Source organism: Streptomyces sp. NPDC002870 (genome assembly GCF_042888505.1).
GTDB lineage: Bacteria > Actinomycetota > Actinomycetes > Streptomycetales > Streptomycetaceae > Streptomyces.
Map to the genome: position 1 here is coordinate 43,002 of NZ_JBIAPW010000023.1, position 19,754 is coordinate 62,755.

Genomic DNA, 19,754 nt, shown 5'->3' on the forward strand with positions numbered 1-19,754 from the left:
GGCAAGCACCTGGAGGAACCAGTCATGACCACGCACCGCCCACGCATCGTGGACCTCAGCGAAACCCAGCCCAACCGCAGGCGCGGAGGCGACCTGCGCGCCATGCTCACCCCCACCGCGGTGGGCGCCACCAGTGGATTCATGGGCCTTGCCATCGTGCAGCCCGGCGAACGCATCGGCGAGCACTACCACCCGTACTCGGAGGAGTTCGTGTACGTGGTGAACGGGCTTCTGGAGGTGGACCTGGATGGTGAGACGCACCCGATGCGGCCGGATCAGGGCCTCCTGATCCCCCTGAACGTGCGCCACCGGTTCCGTAACGTCGGGGACGTGGAGGCCCGCATGGTCTTCCACCTCGGCCCGCTCGCCCCGCGCCCGGAACTCGGGCACGTCGACACCGAGGAGAACGAGCAGACTGACGACACCGGACACCCCGGAAGCGCCGAGCAGGGCAGGCCGCCGGAACGGACTGGGGTCGTTTCGTGAGCCGGCGGGTGGCGGTCACCGGGGTCGGTATCGTCGCCCCCGGTGGAGTCGGCGCCCAGGCGTTCTGGGACCTGCTCGCGAACGGCCGTACCGCGACGCGCGGCATCACGCTCTTCAACCCGGAGGGCTTTCGCTCGCGCATCGCCGCCGAGGTCGACTTCGACCCCGGGGCCCACGGTCTCGACCGGGAGCAAGTGGCTCGCTCGGACCGGTACATCCAGTTCGCGCTGGTGGCCGCCGAGGAGGCGATACGCGACTCCGGCATAGATCCGGAGAAGAAGGACCCCTGGCGAATAGGGGTCTCGCTCGGCACCGCCGTGGGTGGAACCACCCGCCTGGAGCACGACTATGTCGCGGTCAGCGGCAAGGGCGAGCGCTGGGACGTGGACCACCGGCCGGCCGGACCGCATCTGCACCGCGCGTTCTCGCCGAGCTCCCTCGCCTCCGCGGTGGCCGAACAGGTCGGCGCACACGGCCCGGTGCAGACCGTCTCGACGGGCTGCACCTCCGGGCTCGACGCGATCGGCTACGCCTTCCACGCCATCGAGGACGGCCGGCTCGACGTCTGCATCGCGGGCGCTTCGGACTCGCCGATCTCACCGATCACGGTCGCGTGCTTCGACGCGATCAAGGCGACCTCGCCGAACAACGACGACCCGGCCCACGCGTCCCGGCCGTTCGACGCCAACCGGGACGGGTTCGTCATGGGCGAGGGCGGGGCCGTTCTGGTCCTGGAGGAACTGGAGCACGCCCGGGCCCGCGGGGCCCGTGTGTACTGCGAGATAGGCGGCTACGCCACCTTCGGCAACGCCTACCACATGACGGGCCTGACCCCCGACGGACTGGAGATGGCCCAGGCGATCAACAGCGCCCTCGAGCACTCCCGTATCAACAGCACCGAGATCGACTACGTCAACGCGCACGGCTCGGGCACCAAACAGAACGACCGGCACGAGACGGCCGCGGTGAAGCGCTCCCTGGGCGACCACGCCTACAAGACGCCCATGAGCTCGATCAAATCCATGGTGGGGCACTCACTGGGCGCCATCGGCGCGATCGAACTCGTGGCCTGCGTCCTCGCCATGGACCGGCAAGTAGTGCCGCCGACGGCGAACTACGAGACCCCCGACCCCGAGTGCGACCTGGACTATGTGCCGCGCACCGCCCGCCCCCGGAAGCTGCGCAGCGTGCTCTCGGTCGGCAGCGGGTTCGGCGGATTCCAGTCGGCGGTCGTCCTCACCCGGCCGAATGGGAGGGCGCGATGAGCTCCGGACAGGACCGCCAGACGGTCATCACAGGCATCGGCGTCATCGCCCCCAACGGGGTCGGCACCGAAGTCTTCTGGAAGTCGACCCAGGCGGGCACCAGCGTCCTCGACCGGGTCACCCGCGAGGGCTGCGAACATCTGCCGCTCCGCGTGGCGGGGGAGGTGCGCGACTTCGACCCCGGTGCGCTGATCGAGGAGCGCTATCTCGTCCAGACCGACCGCTTCACGCACTTCGCGATGGCCGCGGCCGATCTCGCCCTCGACGATGCCCGGCTCGGGCGCGCCGACTACGAAGGCTCGCCCTTCGCCGTGGGTGTGGTGACCGCCGCCGGGTCCGGCGGCGGCGAATTCGGACAGCGTGAACTGCAGCGGCTGTGGGGACAGGGCTCCCGCTTCGTCGGCCCCTACCAGTCCATCGCCTGGTTCTACGCGGCCAGCACCGGCCAGATATCCATCCGGGCCGGCTTCAAGGGACCCTGCGGCGTCGTCGCCAGCGACGAAGCGGGTGGACTCGACGCGTTCGCGCACGCGGCAAGGGCGGTACGACGCGGCACCGACGCCGTCGTCGTCGGCGCCGCGGAAGCCCCGCTCGCGCCGTACTCGGTCGTCTGCCAGCTCGGGTACGAGGACCTGAGCATCTGCGAGGACCCGACGCGCGCCTACCGGCCCTTCACCTCCGACGCCTGTGGCTTCGTCCCCGCCGAAGGCGGAGCGATGCTCGTGGTCGAGGAGGCGGCGGCGGCCTGCCGCCGAGGCGCCCGGCCGCGCGCCCTGGTGGCAGGGCACGCGGCCACCTTCACCGGGCCCTCCCAGTGGGAGCGGTCCCGGGAGGGGCTGGCCCACGCGATCCGCGGTGCGCTGGCGGAGGCCGAGTGCGCGCCCGAGGAGGTCGATGTGGTCTTCGCGGACGCGCTCGGCGTGCCGGAGGCCGACCGGGCCGAGGCGCTGGCGATCGCCGACGCACTGGGCGCACACGGCCTGCGCGTACCGGTGACGGCGCCCAAGACCGGTACCGGACGGGCTTACTGCGGAGGCCCCGTGCTCGACACGGCCGCCGCGGTGCTGGCCATGGAGCACGGCCTCGTACCGCCCACGCCCAACGTCTTCGACGTGTGTCACGACCTCGACGTCGTGACGGGCAAGGCCCGCCCGGCGCAGCTGCGGACCGCGCTGGTGCTGAGCCGCGGGCTGATGGGCTCGAACGCGGCGCTGGTGCTGCGCAGCGCCACCGACACCCCCTCGTGAGAAGGAGAAGTCCCCATGTCCGATCGACTGACCATCGAAGAACTCGCCGCCCTGATGAAGAAGGGCGCCGGACTCACCGTCGACCCCGTCGACCTGGCGAGCCGGCCCCAGGCCCGCTTCGACGAGTTCGGCCTCGACTCGCTGGGCCTGCTCGGCATCGTCGGCGAGCTGGAGAACCGGCACGGCCGTCCGCTGCCCCCTGACGCGGACCGCTGCAAGACCCCCCAGGAGTTCGTGGACCTCGTCAACAACACCCTCATGACTGGAGCCTGAAGTGCCCGGACACACCGAGAACGAGATCACCGTCGCCGCCCCCCTGGACCTCGTCTGGGAGGTGACCAACGACATCGAGAACTGGCCCCAACTGTTCAGCGAGTACGCGTCGGTCGAAATCCTCAGCCGGGAGGGCAGCACCACGACCTTCCGCCTGACCATGCACCCCGACGAGAACGGCACGGTCTGGAGCTGGGTCTCGGAGCGTACGACCGACCGCAAGGGCCGCAAGGTAGAGGCCCGTCGGGTCGAGACCGGCCCCTTCCAGTTCATGGACATCCACTGGGAGTACTCGGAGGTCCCGGGCGGTACGCGCATGCACTGGACGCAGGACTTCGCGATGAAGCCGGACGCCCCGGTCGACGACGACTGGATGACCGACAACATCAACCGCAACTCCCGCGTCCAGATGGAACTCATCCGGGACAAGATCGAGCAGCGCGACCGCGAGAGCCGCAGCGCCTCGGTCACCGCCAACTGAACCCCGGGCAAGGGACCTGAGAGAGAAAGGGAGCTCCCCTATGCACCAAGCCCTGATCGTCGCCCGGATGGCGCCGGAGTCGGCCCCGGACATCGCCAGGCTGTTCGAGGACTCCGACCGCGGCGAACTGCCGCACCTCGTCGGAGTCGCCCGGCGCAGCCTGTTCCAGTTCGGCGACGTGTATCTGCACCTGATCGAATCAGAGCGGCCGCCCGGCCCCGAGATCGCGAAGGTAACGGAGCATCCGGCGTTCCGGGACATCAGCGAGCGGCTCACCGCCTTCGTCAGCCCGTACGACCCGGAGACCTGGCGCACCCCCAAGGACGCGATGGCCCGCCAGTTCTACCGGTGGGAGCGTGACGCGGCGTCCTGACACAAGGATTGCCCCGGGCCCGGCTCTGTGCCGGGCCCGGGGCTTTTGTGCCGCAGGAGTGTGCCGCAGGGGGTCACTCGGGCACGGCGCCCTCGAACGCGTGGAGGTACGCGTTCACCGGACGGATCTCGCCCACGAGCAGGCCCGCCTCCGTCATCCTGTCCACCAGGCTTGCCTTGGTGTGCTTCGCGCCGCCCACATTGAGGAGCAGAAGCAGGTCCATCGCCGTCGTGAACCTCATCGAGGGAGTGTCGTCGACGAGATTCTCGATGACGACGACCCTGGCGCCGGGGCGGGCGACTGTGACGATGTTCCCCAGCGTCCTGAGAGTGCTCTCGTCGTCCCACTCCAGGATGTTCTTCACGATGTAGAGATCGGCCTCGATCGGGATGTCCTCCCGGCAGTCCCCGGGAACGATGCGAACCCGCTCCGCCAGTGAGCCGCCGGCCCGCAGCCGGGGGTCCGCCTTCGCCACCACGTCGGGCAGATCGAGCAGTGTGCCCCGGACGTCCGGATGCTTCTCGAGCAGACTCGCCAGCACATGCCCCTGGCCGCCTCCGATGTCCGCGACCACACGGACCCCGGTCAGGTCGAGGAGCTCCGCGACCTCCAGCGCGGACTGCACGCTGGAGGTGGTCATGGCCCGGTTGAAGACGTGGGCCGACTCGTGCGCATCCTGGTGCAGATACTCGAAGAACCCCTTGCCGTACACCTCGTGGAAGATGCTCTTGCCCGAACGCACCGCGTCGTCGAGCCGCGGCCACGCGTCCCAGGTCCATGGCTCCGTGCACCAAAGGGCGATGTAGCGCAGGCTGTTCGGGGCGTCCTCGCGCAGCATGCAGGACATGTCCGTATGGGCGAACGTCCCGTCCTCGGTCTCGGCGAAAACGCCGTAACAGGACAGGGCCCGCAGGAGCCGGCGCAGGGGCTGCGGTTCGGTGTTCAGCGCGGCCGCGAGCTCCTCCGCGGTGGCGGGCGCGTCGCCGAGCGCGTCGGCCACACCCAACCGGGCCGCCGCACGCACGGCCGCGGCGCACGCGGCTCCGAAGGCGAGCTCCCGCAGACGCATGGCCGACTGGGGAGTGGACTCGAATGTTGTCGCTGGACTGGGGCTAACGGTGGTCATACCGCCTCGATTCTCCGGGTGTCGGGGAGCACCGGTCAGCACATCCCTGCGGGGGCGGATTCCTGGCACACGTTGTTGAGGAACGTGTTGTCCGTCCCCCCTTCCTGGTTGACCAGGTCCGCCGTCTTGTTGCCCTGCACCTGGTTGTTCTGGATGACGTTGGCGGTGTTCTGGGCGCCCACGAAGCTCTTGAACAGCACGATTCCGCCGGAGAGCGGCGTTGCGCCCACGTTGTTCAGGATCTGGTTCGAGCGGACGACGGTCGCCTCGGAACCGGTGAGGACGATGCCGGAGCCCTGGATGGCGGGCAGGCGCGGGGTGGCGGCGCAGAACTTGTTGTTCTTGTAGATCATGTTGCCGCGTACGGTCATCGCGCCGGCCGCGGGCTTTGATTCGTCGCCCACGACGAACACACCGGCGCAGTTCTCGGTCATGGCATTGCCGCGGACGGTGAGGTTACGGACCCGCCTGACCGTGACTCCGATCCGGTTCCCGATCAGTACGTTGTCCGCGACCACCGCACCCATGGTGTCGGTCGCCCCGCCCTCCTCGTCGACCGTGTTGGCGATGAAGATGCCGGCGTCGCCGTTGTCCCGGGCGACGTTGCCACGGAACACACCCCGGGTGGACTTCTGCTGAGCGATGCCCCAGATGCCGTTCTTCTCGGCGAGCACCCGCCTGACCGTCAGCCGGTCGGTGCCGGACGCCCAGATGGCGTTCTTCTTGAAGCCCGAGAGGGTGAGCGAGCGGATGCTGACCCCGTCGACGGTCTTGGCCGCCGTACCCATCACACAGATGCCGTTGCCGCTCTGCGCACAGGTGTTGGCGACAGGCGTGGCAGCGGGCCCCGGCATGATGACCGTGCTCCTGCCGGACCCGCGCAGGGTCAGGTCCGCCTTGGTGATGAGCACGCTCTCTCGGTAGGTGCCGGGGTAGAGGAAGATTGTGTCTCCCGGCGCGGCGGCGTTGACCGCCGCCTGAATCGATTCGCCCGGATACACCGTGTGCCTGGCCGGTCCGGTGGACGGCGCCGCCGCGCCCAGTCCTGTGACCATGATTACTGAGATGCATGCGAGGCATCTGATCTGTCGTTTCGTCATGAGGCGAAGCTATGGGCGATCATCCGAGCTCGCCACATGGAGTGAGCGGATGGATACCTACTGTGCGCGAATGGCCGCTCACGTCCCCCCGAGTGGGCCAACTCCGTCTCGGGCCGGGCGGTGTGGCCGGGCCGGGTGACAACGCTAGGCACGGAAGCCGTCGAACGCGATGTTCAGGTGGCGGGGTCCGCGCAGCACGGCGTTCTGGCGGTAGGGGGGTGGGTCCTCGACCAGGCGGGGGTTGTCGAGCCTGCGGACGAGCTCGGTCAGGGCGAGCTGCGCCTCCAGGCGGGCGAGGGGCGCGCCGAAGCAGTTGTGGATGCCGCTGCCGAAACCGAGGTGCTGGTTGTCCTTGCGGTCGGGGTCGAACCGGTCGGGGTCGGCAAACCGTTGCGGGTCCCGGTTGCCGGAGGCCAGGACGAGCCAGACGGAGGCGCCCTTGGGGATGGTGGTGCCGGCGATGTCGATGTCCGCGAGGGTGGTGCGCTGTGGAAGCAGCTGCACGGGGGGCTCGAAGCGCAGGAGTTCTTCCACGAGCGGGACGGCCAGGCGGGGTTCGTCCCGCAGCCGCTTGAGAACGTCCGGGTTGCGCAGCAGTGTGAGCATGCCGTTGGTGATGAGGTTGACCGTGGTCTCGTGGCCGGCGATCAGGAGCAGCGCAGCAGTGCTGAGCACCTCAATCGGGGTCATCTGCCCGTCCGGGCCATGGTCGGTGACCAGGGCGGAGAGCATGTCGTCGCCGGGTGCGCCGCGACGTTCGTCGATGAGCCCGGACAGGTACATGCCCAGTTCGGTGCGGGCCTGCTGGGTGACGCGGAGCCGCTCGCCGGGGTCCTGGTCCGGGTCCGGGTCGAGGCTGGCGGCGATGGTGTCGGCCCAGGAGTGGAAGCGTGCCTCGTCCTCGCGTGGAATCCCGAGCAGTCGGCAGATCACGGTCACGGGGAAGGGGTAGGAGAAGTTGTCGACGAGGTCGACCTGGTCCCGGTCTCCGAAGCCGTCGATGAGGTCGGAAACGATCCGGGCCAGTTCGCCGTGCATGTTGTTGACGCGCCGGGGTGTGTGCGGCGGTCCGAACGGGCGCATCGTCATACGGCGCAACCGGTCGTGCTCTGGAGGGTCGAGCTTCAGGAAGGCGGGTGGCAGAGCCGTCGTCTCCTCTTCCTGTGGGGGGAGTGCGCCGGCGGCCTGGGGGGAGAGGTTACGGGCGTCCGAGCTGATCCGCGGATCGTGCAGCAGGCTCTTGATCTCCCAGTAGGTACTGACGACGAACAGAGCGTCTCCCTGCTGGGACACCGGCGTCTTGCGGAGCTCGGCGTACAGGGGATAGGGGTCGGCGCGGTTGGCGTGATCGGTGATCTGCCGCAGGAGCATGCCTTGCGTCATGATGGCGTCCTTGTGGGCGTTGGGCACTGGGCGTTGGGGTCGGGCGCGTTGGGCAGCGGGCTTCCGGGGTTCCCCGTGGCGCGGTCAGGCTCGGGCAGGGGTGAAGGTGATCCGCCGGTCGGTCGGCGAGTAGCCGCTGACGGTGACGGACGGCCCGTGGGTGGGCAGTGAGGGGTCTGGGAAGTCGGCCGGGACCGGCCGCAGACTTTCGGGACGGCGGTCCACCGTGGGGAATGCCGGCGGGAACGCCGCAGCCGATTCGATCTGCCGCTCGTAGAACTCCAGCCACTTCGTCTGGTCGAAGGTGACGGCGGCGATGACGCGGCCCTGGTATCCGTACACGCCGGTGAAGCGGCGCTCGGCGAGCGACCCTTGGGCGATGAGGACCTCCTCGCCCAGTGACGGGACGCCGACCGACTTGATGCTGACCCCGAATTGGGAGGACCAGAAGGCCGGCACCCACAGGTGTGGACGACGGTCCGAACTGGCGCTGATCATGTTGTGCGCCGCGATCTCGGCCTGGGCGACGGCATTGCCCCAGTGCTCGAGGGACAGGAACTGGTACCCGAACAGCGCGTGCGGGGACCGTGCGACGTCGCCGGCGACGAAGATGTCGTCGGTCACGATGCCCCGGAAGTCAAAGGCGCGGCATCCGGCGTCGCAGGCGATTCCGCGCGGGCCTGCGCCGAGGCCGGATCCCGCCAGCCACGCGGTGTTTCGTGTCGCGCCGAGCGAGACCACCGCGACATCCGCGTCGATGGTGGTGCCGTCGGACAGGTGGGCGCTTCGCAGGCGTCCTGCCGAGTCGCCCTCCAACCCCGTGACCATGACGCCGCAGCGCAGGTCCACGCCGTGTTCGCGTTGCAGCTCTGCGGCCGCCTGGCCGACCACGCCGCCGAGCGCGCCCACGAGAGGCGCTGCCGCGCGTTCTGCGACGGTGACCGGCAGCCCGAGCTCGCGGCAGGCGGATGCGATCTCCGAGCCGGTGAAGCCGGCGCCGATGACGAGCACCCGGCGGGGCGCGGCCATCAGCCGCCGGTGCAGCCCGGCCGCGTCGTCCCGCGTGCGCAGTACGAAGACCCCGTCCAGGTCGGCTTCTGTCTCGTGCGGCCAGGGCCGGGCGCGAACGCCGGTCGCGATCAGCAGCCGGTCGTACTCCACCTCGTCGCCGTTGGCCAGGCGCACCCGTTTGGCCGCCATGTCCAGCCCGGTTGCGGCGACACCGAGCCGCCACTCGGCGTCGATCGCCCAGCGCCGGGGCAGTGCGGTGCGATCGGCGGACGCCTTGCCGAGCAGGACCTGCTTGGAGAGCGGCGGCCGGTCGTACGGTTTGTAGGGCTCGTCGCCGATCAGCGTCAGGGAACCGGTGAAGCCCTCCTCCCGTAGGGTCTCCGCGGCTCGGAGACCGGCCAGGGAGGCGCCCACGATCACGATCCGCCCCTCACTCCTCATCCACTCCAAGAACCCGTCACTGGACACTGGACAGGCCCTCCCTCACCGCGCCGGGGTTGTCGCCCAGGTCGTCCACCAAGATGGCCTGGACCGGACACGCCGCGGCGGCGCGGGCCACGTGCTCCCGCTGTGCGTCGTCGGCGTGCGGGTTGTACAACAGCGCCTCGTCGCCGTGCATGGCGAATACATCGGGTGCGAGGAAGGCGCACTGCGCGTACCCCTGACACCGGTTGAGATCGACGGCAAGCCTCATCAAGGGACCGCCCTTTCAGTAGTTCCCTGCCCCAGCATGCGAGTGGTGTTGTGCTTCCGCGAGCACAGGCGGGCCAGAGGAGTTATTGGTCGATAACGCGCCGTGGACGGGAACTGGCCACAAGGATGTAGAGGCTGACAACCAGAGCCCACATGGGGAAAACCAGCTCGGACCAAGCGATGCTGTCCGACGCGAGGAGCAGTGTCAGGGCGACGAGATAGCCCAGGAGGGAAAGCCAGCGGGGAAGTACTCCGAGCCGACGCCCAATGGAGGAGGTCGAGAAGACGAATACCGCGGCCATGCGCATCGCGTAGGTCGTCAGAAGGCTGTAGGTGAAGTGCTGGCCGAAGACCCGCAGTTCCAGGTGGGAATCAGCCCCGGACGAACCGGCCGTGACCAGCAGGCTTCCGGCCGCCGCCGCGGCCCCGAAAAGAGTCGCCACGAACAGCAGACCGCTTCCCAGGAAGACAGTGGCGAGGAACTGGTCCTCCGCCTCTCCGATACGTGCGCGCACAGCGCCCATGAACCACAGGAAGAAGATGCCCGCGAACGGGATGAGGTCGAGCGCCGTCTGCACCGTGCGCCGGCGCGAGGGGTCGCTGACCCAGCTGCTGCCCCCGCTGCTCGGCTCACTCGGGATCGCCAGGCGGATCAGAATGATGGCAGCTGCCAGCAACACGGCGAAGACGATCCCTACCAGGCCGGCGGCTCGTGGAGTGCGCAGCGCCTGAGGCCCTTTCCTCTCCACGGTCTCCATGGGCGGTCGTTCGCTCCTCTCCCGGTCCCTGCGTCACCGGGTCCGGTGACAGCCTGAGGACTAGGACCAGCAAGCACCCGCGGACGCGGCCGCGCCACCCGGACCACGCGTGAGGGTGATGTGGGGGAGCGGCGGCGAGCCGGGCAGCCATGAGTGAGGCCGAGAGATCCACTGCGGGGCATCTGCACGGGTGATTGGGGCGCGGTCGACCGGGGACGGCGATCCCCGTTCAGTACGGACGTATCTGCCCGCGCCGGGAGAGCTCGTGAGCCCACTGAGCTGCGCATGGCGCAGGAGGTTGCGGCGGCGCTCAGATCCAGGTGGAGGGCACAGCCCTGCTGGACGCCCGGGGTTCCGCGAGATATGCCGGGGCAACGAGAAATGCCGGGGCAACCCGCCCCCGGCCGCGCACGGGTCCGGACATGACAGTCCCCGGCGGTCCTTGACGATGCCGAGAGTCCCAGTCGTCGCTGCTGGCTCCGATATCGACAGCTTCTGCCGGGGGCCTGGCCAGAGCCGAGAAAAGGGTCACGCGCACCTCAGGACGTCTCCATCGGCCGTGTGGCTCTCTCCGGTTGTCCGGTGTATTGACCAGTTTCCTCCCGATTCTGCTCCAGTCAAGGGGTTGCCGCGTCTTATCCGGGACGAAGCCGTCGCCCCGTCGCCGCTCCGGCCTACGGGTTCATCGCCCGGGTCCCGGCGCATACGCGGTCAAGCCCTGCCGTGCGCCTTTTGCGAGTGGCGGGTCAGAGAGTCGAGAACCACGGCGGCGAGAAGCACACCAGCGGTGATCACGTACTGCATCGGCGTCGGGATGCTCAGCAGGACCATGCCCGACGCGATCGACTGGATGACGAGCATGCCGAGCAGGACGGACCAGGTGGTACCGCGCCCACCGAACAGGCTGACGCCGCCGATGACGGCCGCGGTGACAGCGTTGATCAGCAGGATGCTGGAGCCCGAGGTCTGGCCCACCGCGGCGACGCGTGAGGCCAGGAAGAGCCCGCCGACAGCGGCCAGCGTCCCGGACACCATGAACGCCGAGATCCGCAACCACACCACGTTGATGCCGGCGCGGCGGGCCGCCTCGGCGCCCCCGCCGATGGAGAAGATCTTCCGCCCGTAGAACGTGCGGCGAAGGACGAAGTCGAGGCCGACGACGAAGGCCAGGAAGATCAGAAGAGCGAGCGGCAGGCCCTGGAACCGGTTGAGGACATACGCGGCGGCGAACGCGACCAGCACCACCGCACCGGTGCGCACGGCGATGACGCCAAGCGGCCGGGACAGCACGCCGGCGGCCCTGCGGCGGCGTGTGTCCCGATAGGACGCGAGGAAGAACGCGGCCCCGCTGAGCGCCGCCAGTCCGTACGCGACTGCCGCGTCGTGGAAGTAGTAACTGGTCAGCGCGTGGATCAGGCCTTGCTCGTCGAGGTTGATGGTGCCGCTCGCGCCCAGGACGTAGAGCATGAGGCCGTTCCAGGCCAGCAACCCAGCCAGGGTGACGACGAACGCCGGGACGCCGACCCTGGCCGAGAAGAACCCCTGAACCGCTCCGATCGCTGCTCCGACGAGCATGGCGGCGATGATCGCCAGCCACTCCGGCAGGCCGTTGCTCACGTTCAGCACGGCGAACACCGCGGCCGTGAGCCCGCTGACGGAGCCGACCGACAGGTCCACCTCGCCGAGCAGCAGTACGAAGGCGATGCCGAGGGCGATCATGCCCGTGCCGACGATGTCCACGCTGAGGTTGGACAGGTTCCGGGGCGAAAGGAACTGCTGGTGAAGGCTCTGGAAAACGGTCCAGAGCAGGACGACGCCGATGACGCCGGGCAGCGATCCGAGTTCGCCGCTGCGCAGCTTGCCGATGTAGTCGCCGACGTAGCTCCTGAAGCCCGCTTCGCCCGCTGTCCGGCGCTGGTCGACGGCTGTGGGTGCGGCGTGGGCTGGGTCGCCACCCGCCCTGGCGGGATCGAGGTTCTCCGATGCTCGTGTCCTGTTCACATCGCTCCCTCCCCCGCCCGGGCCGTGCGATGGGTGACTGCGTTGTCCGTGGCGCCGGTGATGGAGGAGACGAGCTGCTCCTGGGACGTGGTCGGCACGCTGAAGAAACCATTGTTGCGACCGAGATGCAGCACCGCGACCTGGTCGGCGACAGCCTTGACGTCACCCAGGTTGTGGCTGACGAGGAGAACACCGATCCCGCGGTCCCGCAGCCGCTCGATCAGGTCGAGGAGGTAGGTGGTCTGCCTGACGCCCAGCGCGGCGGTCGGTTCATCGAGGATGAGCATCCTGGGCTCGCTGAGGAGAGCGCGCGCGATCGCGACCGTCTGGCGTTGGGCCGCGGAGAGGGAGGCGACGGGGACCCGGACGCTGGGGATGCCGATGGAGAGGGTGTCCAGGAGGTCCAGTTCCCGGGCCCGGCGCTCCATGGACACCTCGTCGAGAACTCCGGTGCTGCCCATCTCATGGCCGAGGAAGAGGTTGCCGACGACATCAAGAGTTTCGCACAGGGCCAGGTCCTGGTAGATGCCGGCGATGCCCAGGCCCTGGGCGTCACGAGGGCGAGTGATCCGGACGGGACGGCCGTTCCACTCGATGACACCCTCGTCGGCGGGGCCGACGCCGGTGATCACCTTGACGAGGGTGGACTTGCCCGCGCCGTTGTCGCCCACCAAAGCGACGACTTCCCCTGCGTGGATCTCCAGCTCGACGTCCGTGAGTGCCCAGACAGCGCCGAACCGTTTGCAGATTCCGCGCAGCGCCAGCAGGGGTGTGCCCGGCACGTGAACCACCTCCTTTGCCCGTCTCGTCTTCCCCGGCCGGTGACGCCACACGACGTGCGGGAGGTGCGGCGTCGGGCGGTCTATTCGGTGAGTCCGGCCTTACGGCAGGCGGCTTCGACCGTCGGGGTGCAGATCTGGCTGACTGTGTAGAGACCGCTCTTGACGACCGTGTCCTTGATCGTGCCGACGGTTACGGGTACGAGGGGGCCCAGGACGGCCGGGATCTCGTTGCTTGTGTCGTTGCTGACGCGGTCCGTAGCGATGGTGTCGAGTTTTTCGCCACGACCCAGGGCGACGGCCATCTCGGCGGCGGCGTTGGCCTCTGCCTCGAAGGACTTGTAGACGGTGACGTACTGCTCGCCCTTGACGATCCGCTGCACGGCCGAGAGGTCGGCGTCCTGGCCGGTGACGGGGGGCAGCGGCCTGATACCGGCGGCCTTGAGCGCAGTGACCGCTCCGCCCGCGAGCCCGTCATTGGCCGACAGGACGCCGTCGATCCTGTCCGCGCCCAGCTCGGCGATGGCCGCCGACATGTTCCTGACCGTGTTCTCCGGTATCCACCCGGCGGTGTAGTACGACCTGCCGATCTTCACCTTGCCCTTGAGAACGGAGAGCGCGCCCTTCATCAGGGCCCTCGTGTTCGGGTCGGTGGGGTCACCGTTCATCATCACGATCTGTCCGCCGCGCGCCTTGGGCCCCATCGCTTTCAGGAGCTCCTCGGCCTGCATCCTTCCGATCTCCTCCGAGTCGTAGCTGGAGTAGGCCGAGATGGGTCCCTCGGCGAGGCGGTCGTAGGAGACCACGGGGACGTGCGCGTCGCGGGCCCTGGCGACTGAGGAGCGGAGCGCCTTGTCGTCGACGGGATCAAGGATCAGGACCCTGGCACCGTTCGCGATCATGGATTCGATCTGCTGCTGCTGGGTGGCCACGTCCGCTGAGGCGTAGGCGTGGGTCACCCGGCAGTCGGGGCACAGCGCCTTGATCCTCTCGACGATCAGGGGCTTGTCGGCGGTGGCCCAGCGCGCGGTGTGAGTGTCCGGGAGCAGCAGCCCGATCGTGAAGCCGCCCCCGTCGTCGCCTGCTTCGCCGGCCTCCCCGCAGCCGGCGACACCGGCGAGCGCGCACGCCGCTGTCACGGCGACGACAGCACGACCCGGACAGTTCTTCGTCCGAGTCATCTTCCTGCCACGTCTCCCGCGGCAGTGCACCGTCTGGAGCCGAATCGACATAAAACCCAATGTATGGGAAATCTTCAAACAGTGACGCCGTTGGCTGTCGGGCAGGGCCGGGTCCCGCATGTCGCCGCAGGGCAGCCGGGGGCTGGGTGCCGTCACTGCTCTAATGCCCTGTCCCCACTCGGCGCGCGGCAGGTGCGCGACCGGGCCCGGCAACTCCAGCGCAGCGGGGCTTCCCCGAGTCGGCGCCCGGTGCCTGGAACGGCGGCGCGTGAAAATCGATTGACGACGAGGCACCGGCCCCGACTATGGTTCTCCTCGTTCGAAGGGGGCGATTCGGCCCCCCGACGTGAGGCGAGATGAGCAGGAGGTGAGGACCGTGATGACTGTCGCTGCGCTGGGCGCCGCCCAGGTCCAGATCATCAATCCCACCCCTGTGGTCTCCGGCTGACCTCTCCTTCTTTCTCCGCGCCGAAGTGCGCGTGCCGGGGCCACCCTTGTGAAGGGTTTCCCCTTGTCTTTCTCTTCTCTTCAGGCTGCCTCGCACCCTCTCGCTCCGTACGGCTGGGACGAGGGTTGGGAGGCGGAGTTCGCTCCGTACGCCGAGCAGGGGCTTCTGCCCGGCCGGGTGGTACGGGTCGACCGCGGCCAGTGCGATGTCGTCACCGCCGACGGGCCGGTCCGCGCCGACACCGCGTTCGTGACGCCGCACGATCCGCTGCGGGTCATCTGCACCGGTGACTGGGGTGCCGTCGACCGGGACGGCGACCCCCGTTTCGTACGGACGTATCTGCCGCGCCGCACGGCCTTTGTGCGTTCCACCTCGTCGAACCGCTCCGAGGGACAGATCCTCGCCGCCAACGTCGACCACGCGATCATCGCGGTCTCGCTCGCCGTCGAGCTCGACCTCGGGCGGATCGAGCGGTTCCTCGCGCTGGCGTGGGAGAGCGGGGCGCAGCCGCTGGTCGTACTCGCCAAGGCTGATCTCGTACCTGATGTGACCGGGCTTTCGTACCTCGTCCAGGACGTGGAGACGGTCGCGCCGGGAGTTCAGGTACTGCCCGTCAGTTCGGCGACCGGTGAGGGCGTCGACGTGCTCGCGGCAGTCGTGTCGGGCGGTACGAGCGTGCTGCTCGGGGTGTCCGGCGCGGGCAAGTCGACGCTCGCCAACGCGCTGCTCGGCGAGGACGTGATGGATGTTCAGGCTATCCGCGACGTCGACGGCAAGGGCCGCCACACCACGACGACCCGCAACCTCCTCGCCCTGCCGGGCGGGGGCGTGCTCATCGACACCCCGGGCCTGCGGGGGGTCGGGCTGTGGGACGCGGAGGCCGGTGTGGGCCAGGTCTTCTCGGAGATCGAGGAGCTCGCGGAGGGGTGCCGCTTCCACGACTGCGCGCATGATGCGGAGCCGGGGTGCGCGGTGCTGGCCGCGATCGAGGACGGTTCGCTGCCGGAGCGGCGGCTGGAGAGCTACCGCAAGCTGCTGCGGGAGAACCAGCGGATCGTAGCGAAGACGGACGCGAGGCTGCGGGCGGAGATTCTGCGCGACTGGAAGCAGAAGGGCGCGGAGGGTCGCGCGGCGATGCAGGCGAAGCGAGGCCGCGTCCGCTGAATGTCGGGCTCTGCCCCGGACCTCCCCCATAGCCCTTCGGGGATGGGAGGTGCCCCCACCCCCCACGCCCTGCGGGCGTGGGGGGACCCCCACTCCTCAATCGCCGGAGGGGCTGAAAAGTCTCGTCGGCAAGGCGGGATCGGTTGCGCGGCCCGGGCCCCGCGCCTCGGACAACGCCCGAAGGGCTACCGGGGTCTGGGGGCGCAGCCTCCACCACGCGGCGGAGCCGCGAATCGAAACAGGGGGAAGGGGCGGGGTGGGGAACAACCCCTACTCCTCCAAGCCCCAGCTGTGAATCTTCCTCGGGTGGATCCGGATCAGCTCTTCGCTGAAGTGCGGCCCCAGCTCGTGCGGGCCCGTCAGGAGTTCCGCCTCGCCGCGGATGTCCACTCCGCGTACCTTCCACGGGCGGAAGCTCACAATGTCGTCGACCACCAGCGCCACCTTCGGATTCGCCTGCAGGTTGCGCCACTTCTTCGTCGTGCCCAGGGCATAGCCGCCGATCAGGATCGTCCCGTCTTCCTGCGGGAAGAAGCCGACCGGGTTCGCCTGCGGCTGCCCCTGCGGGTCGACGGTCGCCAGCCGGCCCAGTCGCTGGGACGAGAGGTACGCGCGCTCGGCTTCGCTGAATTCGGTCATGAACAACAGCCTCACACGCGTACCTCGCCTCCCGCATCGGATGCGGGACCTAGGCGAGTCCTAGGACCTCAGCCCATCTGGACGGTGTTCAACGCGCCGTTATCGGGAGGGGTCTGGCCGTCAGCCCCGGATCACCGCGCCCAGCCACGCCCCCACGACCAGCAGACAGGCGAACAGCTCCACCGGCACACTCGTCCCCACCGCCCGCATCACCGACCGGGTGGAAGCCACCGCCGGGCCGTGCCCGCCGAGCCGCTGCCGCTCGGTGACGTAGATCCCCCCGATGAATCCCGGTATCGCGCCCACCACGGGCACCAGGATGAAACCGATGAGCGCCCCCGCGCCCGCCCACACCACCATGCGCCGGGTCACCCCCACCCCCCGCAGCCGGCGCGGCGGCAGCTGCCACACCACGACCTGGTCGATCAGCAGTACCACCGTCGAGGCCACCAGCACCGCCCAGGCCAGACCGGACTTCACGTGCACCGACCACCACAGGACCGCGGCCCATATCAGCCAGCGTCCCGGCACGCCGGGGACGAGTATCCCGAACAGGCCCAGCAGCATCACCAGGCCGACCATCAGGAGCTGCCACACGCCCATCTGCCAAGGGTGCAGGATCGGGATCACTGCCGCAGGTCGCGAGCCACCCAGCCCTTCGCGTACGCCTGCCAGCCGAGCTGCAGCCGGGTCGTCACACCGGTCAGCTCCATCAGCCCCTTCACGCGGCGCTGTACGGTCCGCAGCCCCAGGTCCAACTGCTTGGCCACGCTCGCGTCCGTCATCCCGGCGAGCAGCAGCGAAAGGATCTCCAGATCCGTGGTGTCGGGCCCCGCCGCAGCCTCCTCGCAAACCCCGCCGCCCGCGCCGAGCCTCAGCGGCAGCGCCTCCCGCCACGCCGCCTCGAACAAGCCCATCAGCGACTCCAGCAGCGCGCTCGCATGGACGACGAGCGCCGCGGGCTCGGTCCCGCGCGCCGTCAGCGGCAGCATCGCCAGGGCGCGGTCGGCGACGACAAGCTTGGTCGGCACCCGGTCCACCACCCGTACCTGCTCCTCACGGCCCAGCGCCGCGGTCAGCTCGGTGATGCCCGCGGGCGCCGCAATCACAGCCCGTTCGATGACCACGCGGTACGTCACCCCGCGCTGTGCCGCCTTCTCCTCGGCCTCGTTGTCCGTGGCGGTGATGGCCATCGGGTTTCCGGTGACCAGGGCGCAGACCTCCTCGGCCGCGCCCAGTTGGAGCTGGAGGAAACGGTGCGCGATGGCGCTTGCGCCCGTCACCACCTCGATCAGGTCGTGCACGGCGGGCTCGGTGGCCTCGGCGCGGTACTCGTCGGCGAGAAGCGCCGCCGCCAGCTCCGCCCGGTCCAGCTCGTGCCGTTGCTGGGTCAGCAGCGCGCCGAGCGCGACGCCGGGCGGGGCCGCCACCCAGCGGCCGGTGCGGGCCGACGACTGCGCCGCCAGCCCCTGTCGCTCCAGCCGGCGCAGCGCGCGCTCGGTGTCCGTCTCCGGCAGAGCGAGACGGTGGGCGAGATCGGTGACTTCCGCCGCCCCGAGCGCGACCAGCGCGCGGTACGCCGACTCCTGTCTCTCGTCGAGACCTATCGCTCCCAGCACCAAGACCCCTCCCCGGACGTGCACTTCCCCGGCCGCCGTGGCGGAAATCGGCCACGGCGGATACCCGCCGCGTACATCATCCCTGCTTCGGGTGGGGAGAGCCATATGCCCGACAGCGACGCCGCGGCGCAGGGCGCGGACGGCCCCACCACTCTGAGGGCCGAACTGACGGACGCCAACGTCAAATCCGTGACCACTTGTCGTACCGTGCTTTTTCCGGATGCCCCGTTTTCGTACCGCCCGTGCGGTGGACAATAAAGGGCATGAGTCAGCAGGGGGAGAGGCCCGCCACCGAGGACGACTGGTGGAACCGGCTGTACGACGAGTCCGCCCCGGACACGGGCCCCGCGGCGAGGGCGGGCGACACGCTGGACGACCGCTTCGACTCCGCGGCGGATGCGGTGGCCGCGGACGAGCCGCCGGACCCGCCCAGGCCGCCGGACCGGCCCGACCCGCCCAGGCCGCCGGACCCGCCGGAGGCGGCGCCGGACCCAGCCCGTCCGCGCGCCTGGTGGGAGACGGACGCGGCCGCGCGGGCAACCCCGGACCGGCCGCCCGCGCCCCCACGGCAGCGCGCACCGTGGGGACCGCCGACGGCCGCCCCCGAACGGCCGCCCGCCTTACCGCCACTGCCGCCGCCCGAGCCGTCCGAGCCGTCCGAGCCGCCCAGGCCCGACCCCGCCCCGGCGGTCCTGGAGCAGACAGGCGTCGCGCGCCCGCGCGTCGCGCACGTCGGAGACGGCCCGCCCACCTACGAGGCCGAGCCCACCGCCCTGCCCGCCGCCCAGCCCCAGGAGTTGGACGAGCTCGTGGCCGACACCGTGCTCGACGGCGCGAGCTACGGCACGTACACCCTGCGCGCCGTCTCCATCCGCGGGGACTCCGCGCGCTACCGCGGCGAACCGCGCCGCGACGCCCTGCTCACCGCGCGCTTCGGCACCGGCGACGCCGCGCTCGTCCTGGTCGCCGTCGCCAGCGGCGCACGCGCCGCCGAGGGGGCCCATCGGGCCGCCACCGACGCCTGCCGCTGGATCGGCAAAGCCGTCGGCCGCAGCCACGCCCGTCTCTCCGAGGACATAAGGGCAGGCCGCCGCGGCGACCTCAAATCGGGGCTGCACCGGCTCACCGACCGCAGCTTCGGCAAGCTGCGCGCCAGCGCCGCCGAACAGGGCGTGGAGCCGCAGGAGTACACCGCCAACCTGCGGTGCCTGCTGCTCTCCGCCGACCCCGCATGCCGTACCCGCGTGTTCTTCGGCGTGGGCGGTGGCGGTCTCTTCCGCCTCCGCGACGGTGCCTGGCAGGACCTGGAGCCCCTGCTTCCCGAGCCCGCGGCCGTCACCGGCGCACCCGTGGTCGGATACGGCTCACCACCCTCCGAGACCCCGGAGGGCGACCGGCTCACCATGGATCTTGGGATCCCTACGCCCCCGTCCCCGTACATCGAGGCACCGCCCCCGCCCCCCGCCGAACCGTTCCGGTTCCGCGCCTCCGTGGCCCACCCGGGCGACACCCTGTTGCTGTGCAGCACCGGCCTGGCCGAACCGCTGCGCGGCGAGCCCGCCCTCGCCGAGGAGCTGGCCGGCCGCTGGGCGCAGGGCGAGCCACCGGGCCTGGCCGCGTTCCTCGCCGACACCCAGCTGAGGGTGAAGGGATACGCCGACGACCGTACGGCTGTCGCAGTCTGGGAGGCGTAACCGGGCCCGCCATGGGTTGATGGACGTTCAGGC

General features: G+C 69.9%; 20 protein-coding genes. 8 read left to right on the top strand and 12 right to left on the bottom strand.

Going from position 1 to position 19,754, the window contains the following annotated elements; translation table 11 throughout:
• The first annotated feature begins 24 nt into the window (after nucleotides 1-24).
• Genes ACFYWY_RS25185 through ACFYWY_RS25210 form a run of 6 tightly spaced genes read left to right on the top strand, consistent with a single transcriptional unit; the run spans nucleotide 25 to nucleotide 4,125 of the window.
• A complete protein-coding gene (locus ACFYWY_RS25185) occupies nucleotides 25-486 on the top strand; it encodes a cupin domain-containing protein (protein WP_389190278.1) in 462 nt (153 codons plus the stop codon).
• On the top strand, nucleotides 483-1,751 hold the full coding sequence (locus tag ACFYWY_RS25190) for a beta-ketoacyl-[acyl-carrier-protein] synthase family protein (protein WP_389190279.1): 1,269 nt from the start codon (nucleotides 483-485) through the stop codon (nucleotides 1,749-1,751). Before ACFYWY_RS25185 ends, ACFYWY_RS25190 begins: the two co-directional genes overlap by 4 nt.
• Nucleotides 1,748-2,998, top strand: coding sequence for a ketosynthase chain-length factor (locus ACFYWY_RS25195; protein WP_389190280.1), 1,251 nt, complete (start codon nucleotides 1,748-1,750; stop codon nucleotides 2,996-2,998). Before ACFYWY_RS25190 ends, ACFYWY_RS25195 begins: the two co-directional genes overlap by 4 nt.
• Before the next feature lie 15 nt (nucleotides 2,999-3,013).
• On the top strand, nucleotides 3,014-3,271 hold the full coding sequence (locus ACFYWY_RS25200; RefSeq protein ID WP_307660450.1) for an acyl carrier protein: 258 nt from the start codon (nucleotides 3,014-3,016) through the stop codon (nucleotides 3,269-3,271).
• Nucleotide 3,272: 1 nt separating this feature from the next.
• A complete protein-coding gene (locus tag ACFYWY_RS25205; RefSeq protein WP_389190281.1) occupies nucleotides 3,273-3,752 on the top strand; it encodes an SRPBCC family protein in 480 nt (159 codons plus the stop codon).
• A gap of 40 nt (nucleotides 3,753-3,792) precedes the next feature.
• Nucleotides 3,793-4,125: a TcmI family type II polyketide cyclase gene (locus ACFYWY_RS25210; RefSeq protein WP_389190282.1), complete on the top strand. Its 333-nt coding sequence runs from the start codon at nucleotides 3,793-3,795 to the stop codon at nucleotides 4,123-4,125.
• Between the two features lie 73 nt (nucleotides 4,126-4,198).
• Here the strand turns inward: ACFYWY_RS25210 and ACFYWY_RS25215 are convergent, their stop codons facing one another.
• The 9 genes from ACFYWY_RS25215 to ACFYWY_RS25255 form a co-directional block, all read right to left on the bottom strand.
• The gene (locus ACFYWY_RS25215) at nucleotides 4,199-5,251 is read right to left on the bottom strand and encodes a methyltransferase (protein WP_389190283.1); all 1,053 of its coding nucleotides are present in this window, start codon (nucleotides 5,249-5,251) and stop codon (nucleotides 4,199-4,201) included.
• A 35-nt stretch (nucleotides 5,252-5,286) separates the two neighbouring features.
• The gene (locus ACFYWY_RS25220; RefSeq protein WP_389190284.1) at nucleotides 5,287-6,351 is read right to left on the bottom strand and encodes a nitrous oxide reductase family maturation protein NosD; all 1,065 of its coding nucleotides are present in this window, start codon (nucleotides 6,349-6,351) and stop codon (nucleotides 5,287-5,289) included.
• 144 nt (nucleotides 6,352-6,495) lie between these two features.
• On the bottom strand, nucleotides 6,496-7,734 hold the full coding sequence (locus ACFYWY_RS25225; RefSeq protein ID WP_389190285.1) for a cytochrome P450: 1,239 nt from the start codon (nucleotides 7,732-7,734) through the stop codon (nucleotides 6,496-6,498).
• Nucleotides 7,735-7,818: 84 nt separating this feature from the next.
• Nucleotides 7,819-9,186 (bottom strand): NAD(P)/FAD-dependent oxidoreductase, encoded by a 1,368-nt coding sequence (locus ACFYWY_RS25230; RefSeq protein ID WP_389190349.1) that lies wholly within the window; start codon nucleotides 9,184-9,186, stop codon nucleotides 7,819-7,821.
• Nucleotides 9,187-9,202: 16 nt separating this feature from the next.
• A complete protein-coding gene (locus ACFYWY_RS25235; RefSeq protein WP_389190286.1) occupies nucleotides 9,203-9,439 on the bottom strand; it encodes a ferredoxin in 237 nt (78 codons plus the stop codon).
• Nucleotides 9,440-9,521: 82 nt separating this feature from the next.
• Nucleotides 9,522-10,196, bottom strand: a complete 675-nt coding sequence (locus tag ACFYWY_RS25240; protein WP_389190287.1) for a hypothetical protein — start codon at nucleotides 10,194-10,196, stop codon at nucleotides 9,522-9,524.
• A gap of 711 nt (nucleotides 10,197-10,907) precedes the next feature.
• Nucleotides 10,908-12,197: a sugar ABC transporter permease gene (locus ACFYWY_RS25245; RefSeq protein WP_389190288.1), complete on the bottom strand. Its 1,290-nt coding sequence runs from the start codon at nucleotides 12,195-12,197 to the stop codon at nucleotides 10,908-10,910.
• A complete protein-coding gene (locus ACFYWY_RS25250) occupies nucleotides 12,194-12,988 on the bottom strand; it encodes an ATP-binding cassette domain-containing protein (protein WP_389190289.1) in 795 nt (264 codons plus the stop codon). Before ACFYWY_RS25250 ends, ACFYWY_RS25245 begins: the two co-directional genes overlap by 4 nt.
• Before the next feature lie 71 nt (nucleotides 12,989-13,059).
• Nucleotides 13,060-14,157, bottom strand: a complete 1,098-nt coding sequence (locus ACFYWY_RS25255; protein ID WP_389190290.1) for a sugar ABC transporter substrate-binding protein — start codon at nucleotides 14,155-14,157, stop codon at nucleotides 13,060-13,062.
• Nucleotides 14,158-14,668: 511 nt separating this feature from the next.
• Here ACFYWY_RS25255 and rsgA point away from each other — a divergent pair.
• Nucleotides 14,669-15,769: a ribosome small subunit-dependent GTPase A gene (gene rsgA / locus ACFYWY_RS25260; RefSeq protein WP_389190291.1), complete on the top strand. Its 1,101-nt coding sequence runs from the start codon at nucleotides 14,669-14,671 to the stop codon at nucleotides 15,767-15,769.
• A 270-nt stretch (nucleotides 15,770-16,039) separates the two neighbouring features.
• On the opposite strand, the gene ACFYWY_RS25265 is transcribed toward rsgA, so the two are convergent.
• From ACFYWY_RS25265 to ACFYWY_RS25275, 3 genes are all read right to left on the bottom strand, one after another.
• Nucleotides 16,040-16,408 carry a PPOX class F420-dependent oxidoreductase gene (locus ACFYWY_RS25265; protein ID WP_389190292.1) on the bottom strand — a complete coding sequence of 123 codons (369 nt, stop codon included), beginning with the start codon at nucleotides 16,406-16,408 and terminating at the stop codon, nucleotides 16,040-16,042.
• 120 nt (nucleotides 16,409-16,528) lie between these two features.
• On the bottom strand, nucleotides 16,529-17,011 hold the full coding sequence (locus ACFYWY_RS25270; RefSeq protein WP_389190293.1) for a DUF456 domain-containing protein: 483 nt from the start codon (nucleotides 17,009-17,011) through the stop codon (nucleotides 16,529-16,531).
• Between the two features lie 23 nt (nucleotides 17,012-17,034).
• Nucleotides 17,035-18,027, bottom strand: a complete 993-nt coding sequence (locus ACFYWY_RS25275; RefSeq protein WP_389190294.1) for a helix-turn-helix domain-containing protein — start codon at nucleotides 18,025-18,027, stop codon at nucleotides 17,035-17,037.
• Nucleotides 18,028-18,290: 263 nt separating this feature from the next.
• Between ACFYWY_RS25275 and ACFYWY_RS25280 the strand changes: the two genes are divergently transcribed.
• Nucleotides 18,291-19,721, top strand: a complete 1,431-nt coding sequence (locus ACFYWY_RS25280) for a protein phosphatase 2C domain-containing protein (protein WP_389190295.1) — start codon at nucleotides 18,291-18,293, stop codon at nucleotides 19,719-19,721.
• Nucleotides 19,722-19,754: the final 33 nt, after the last annotated feature.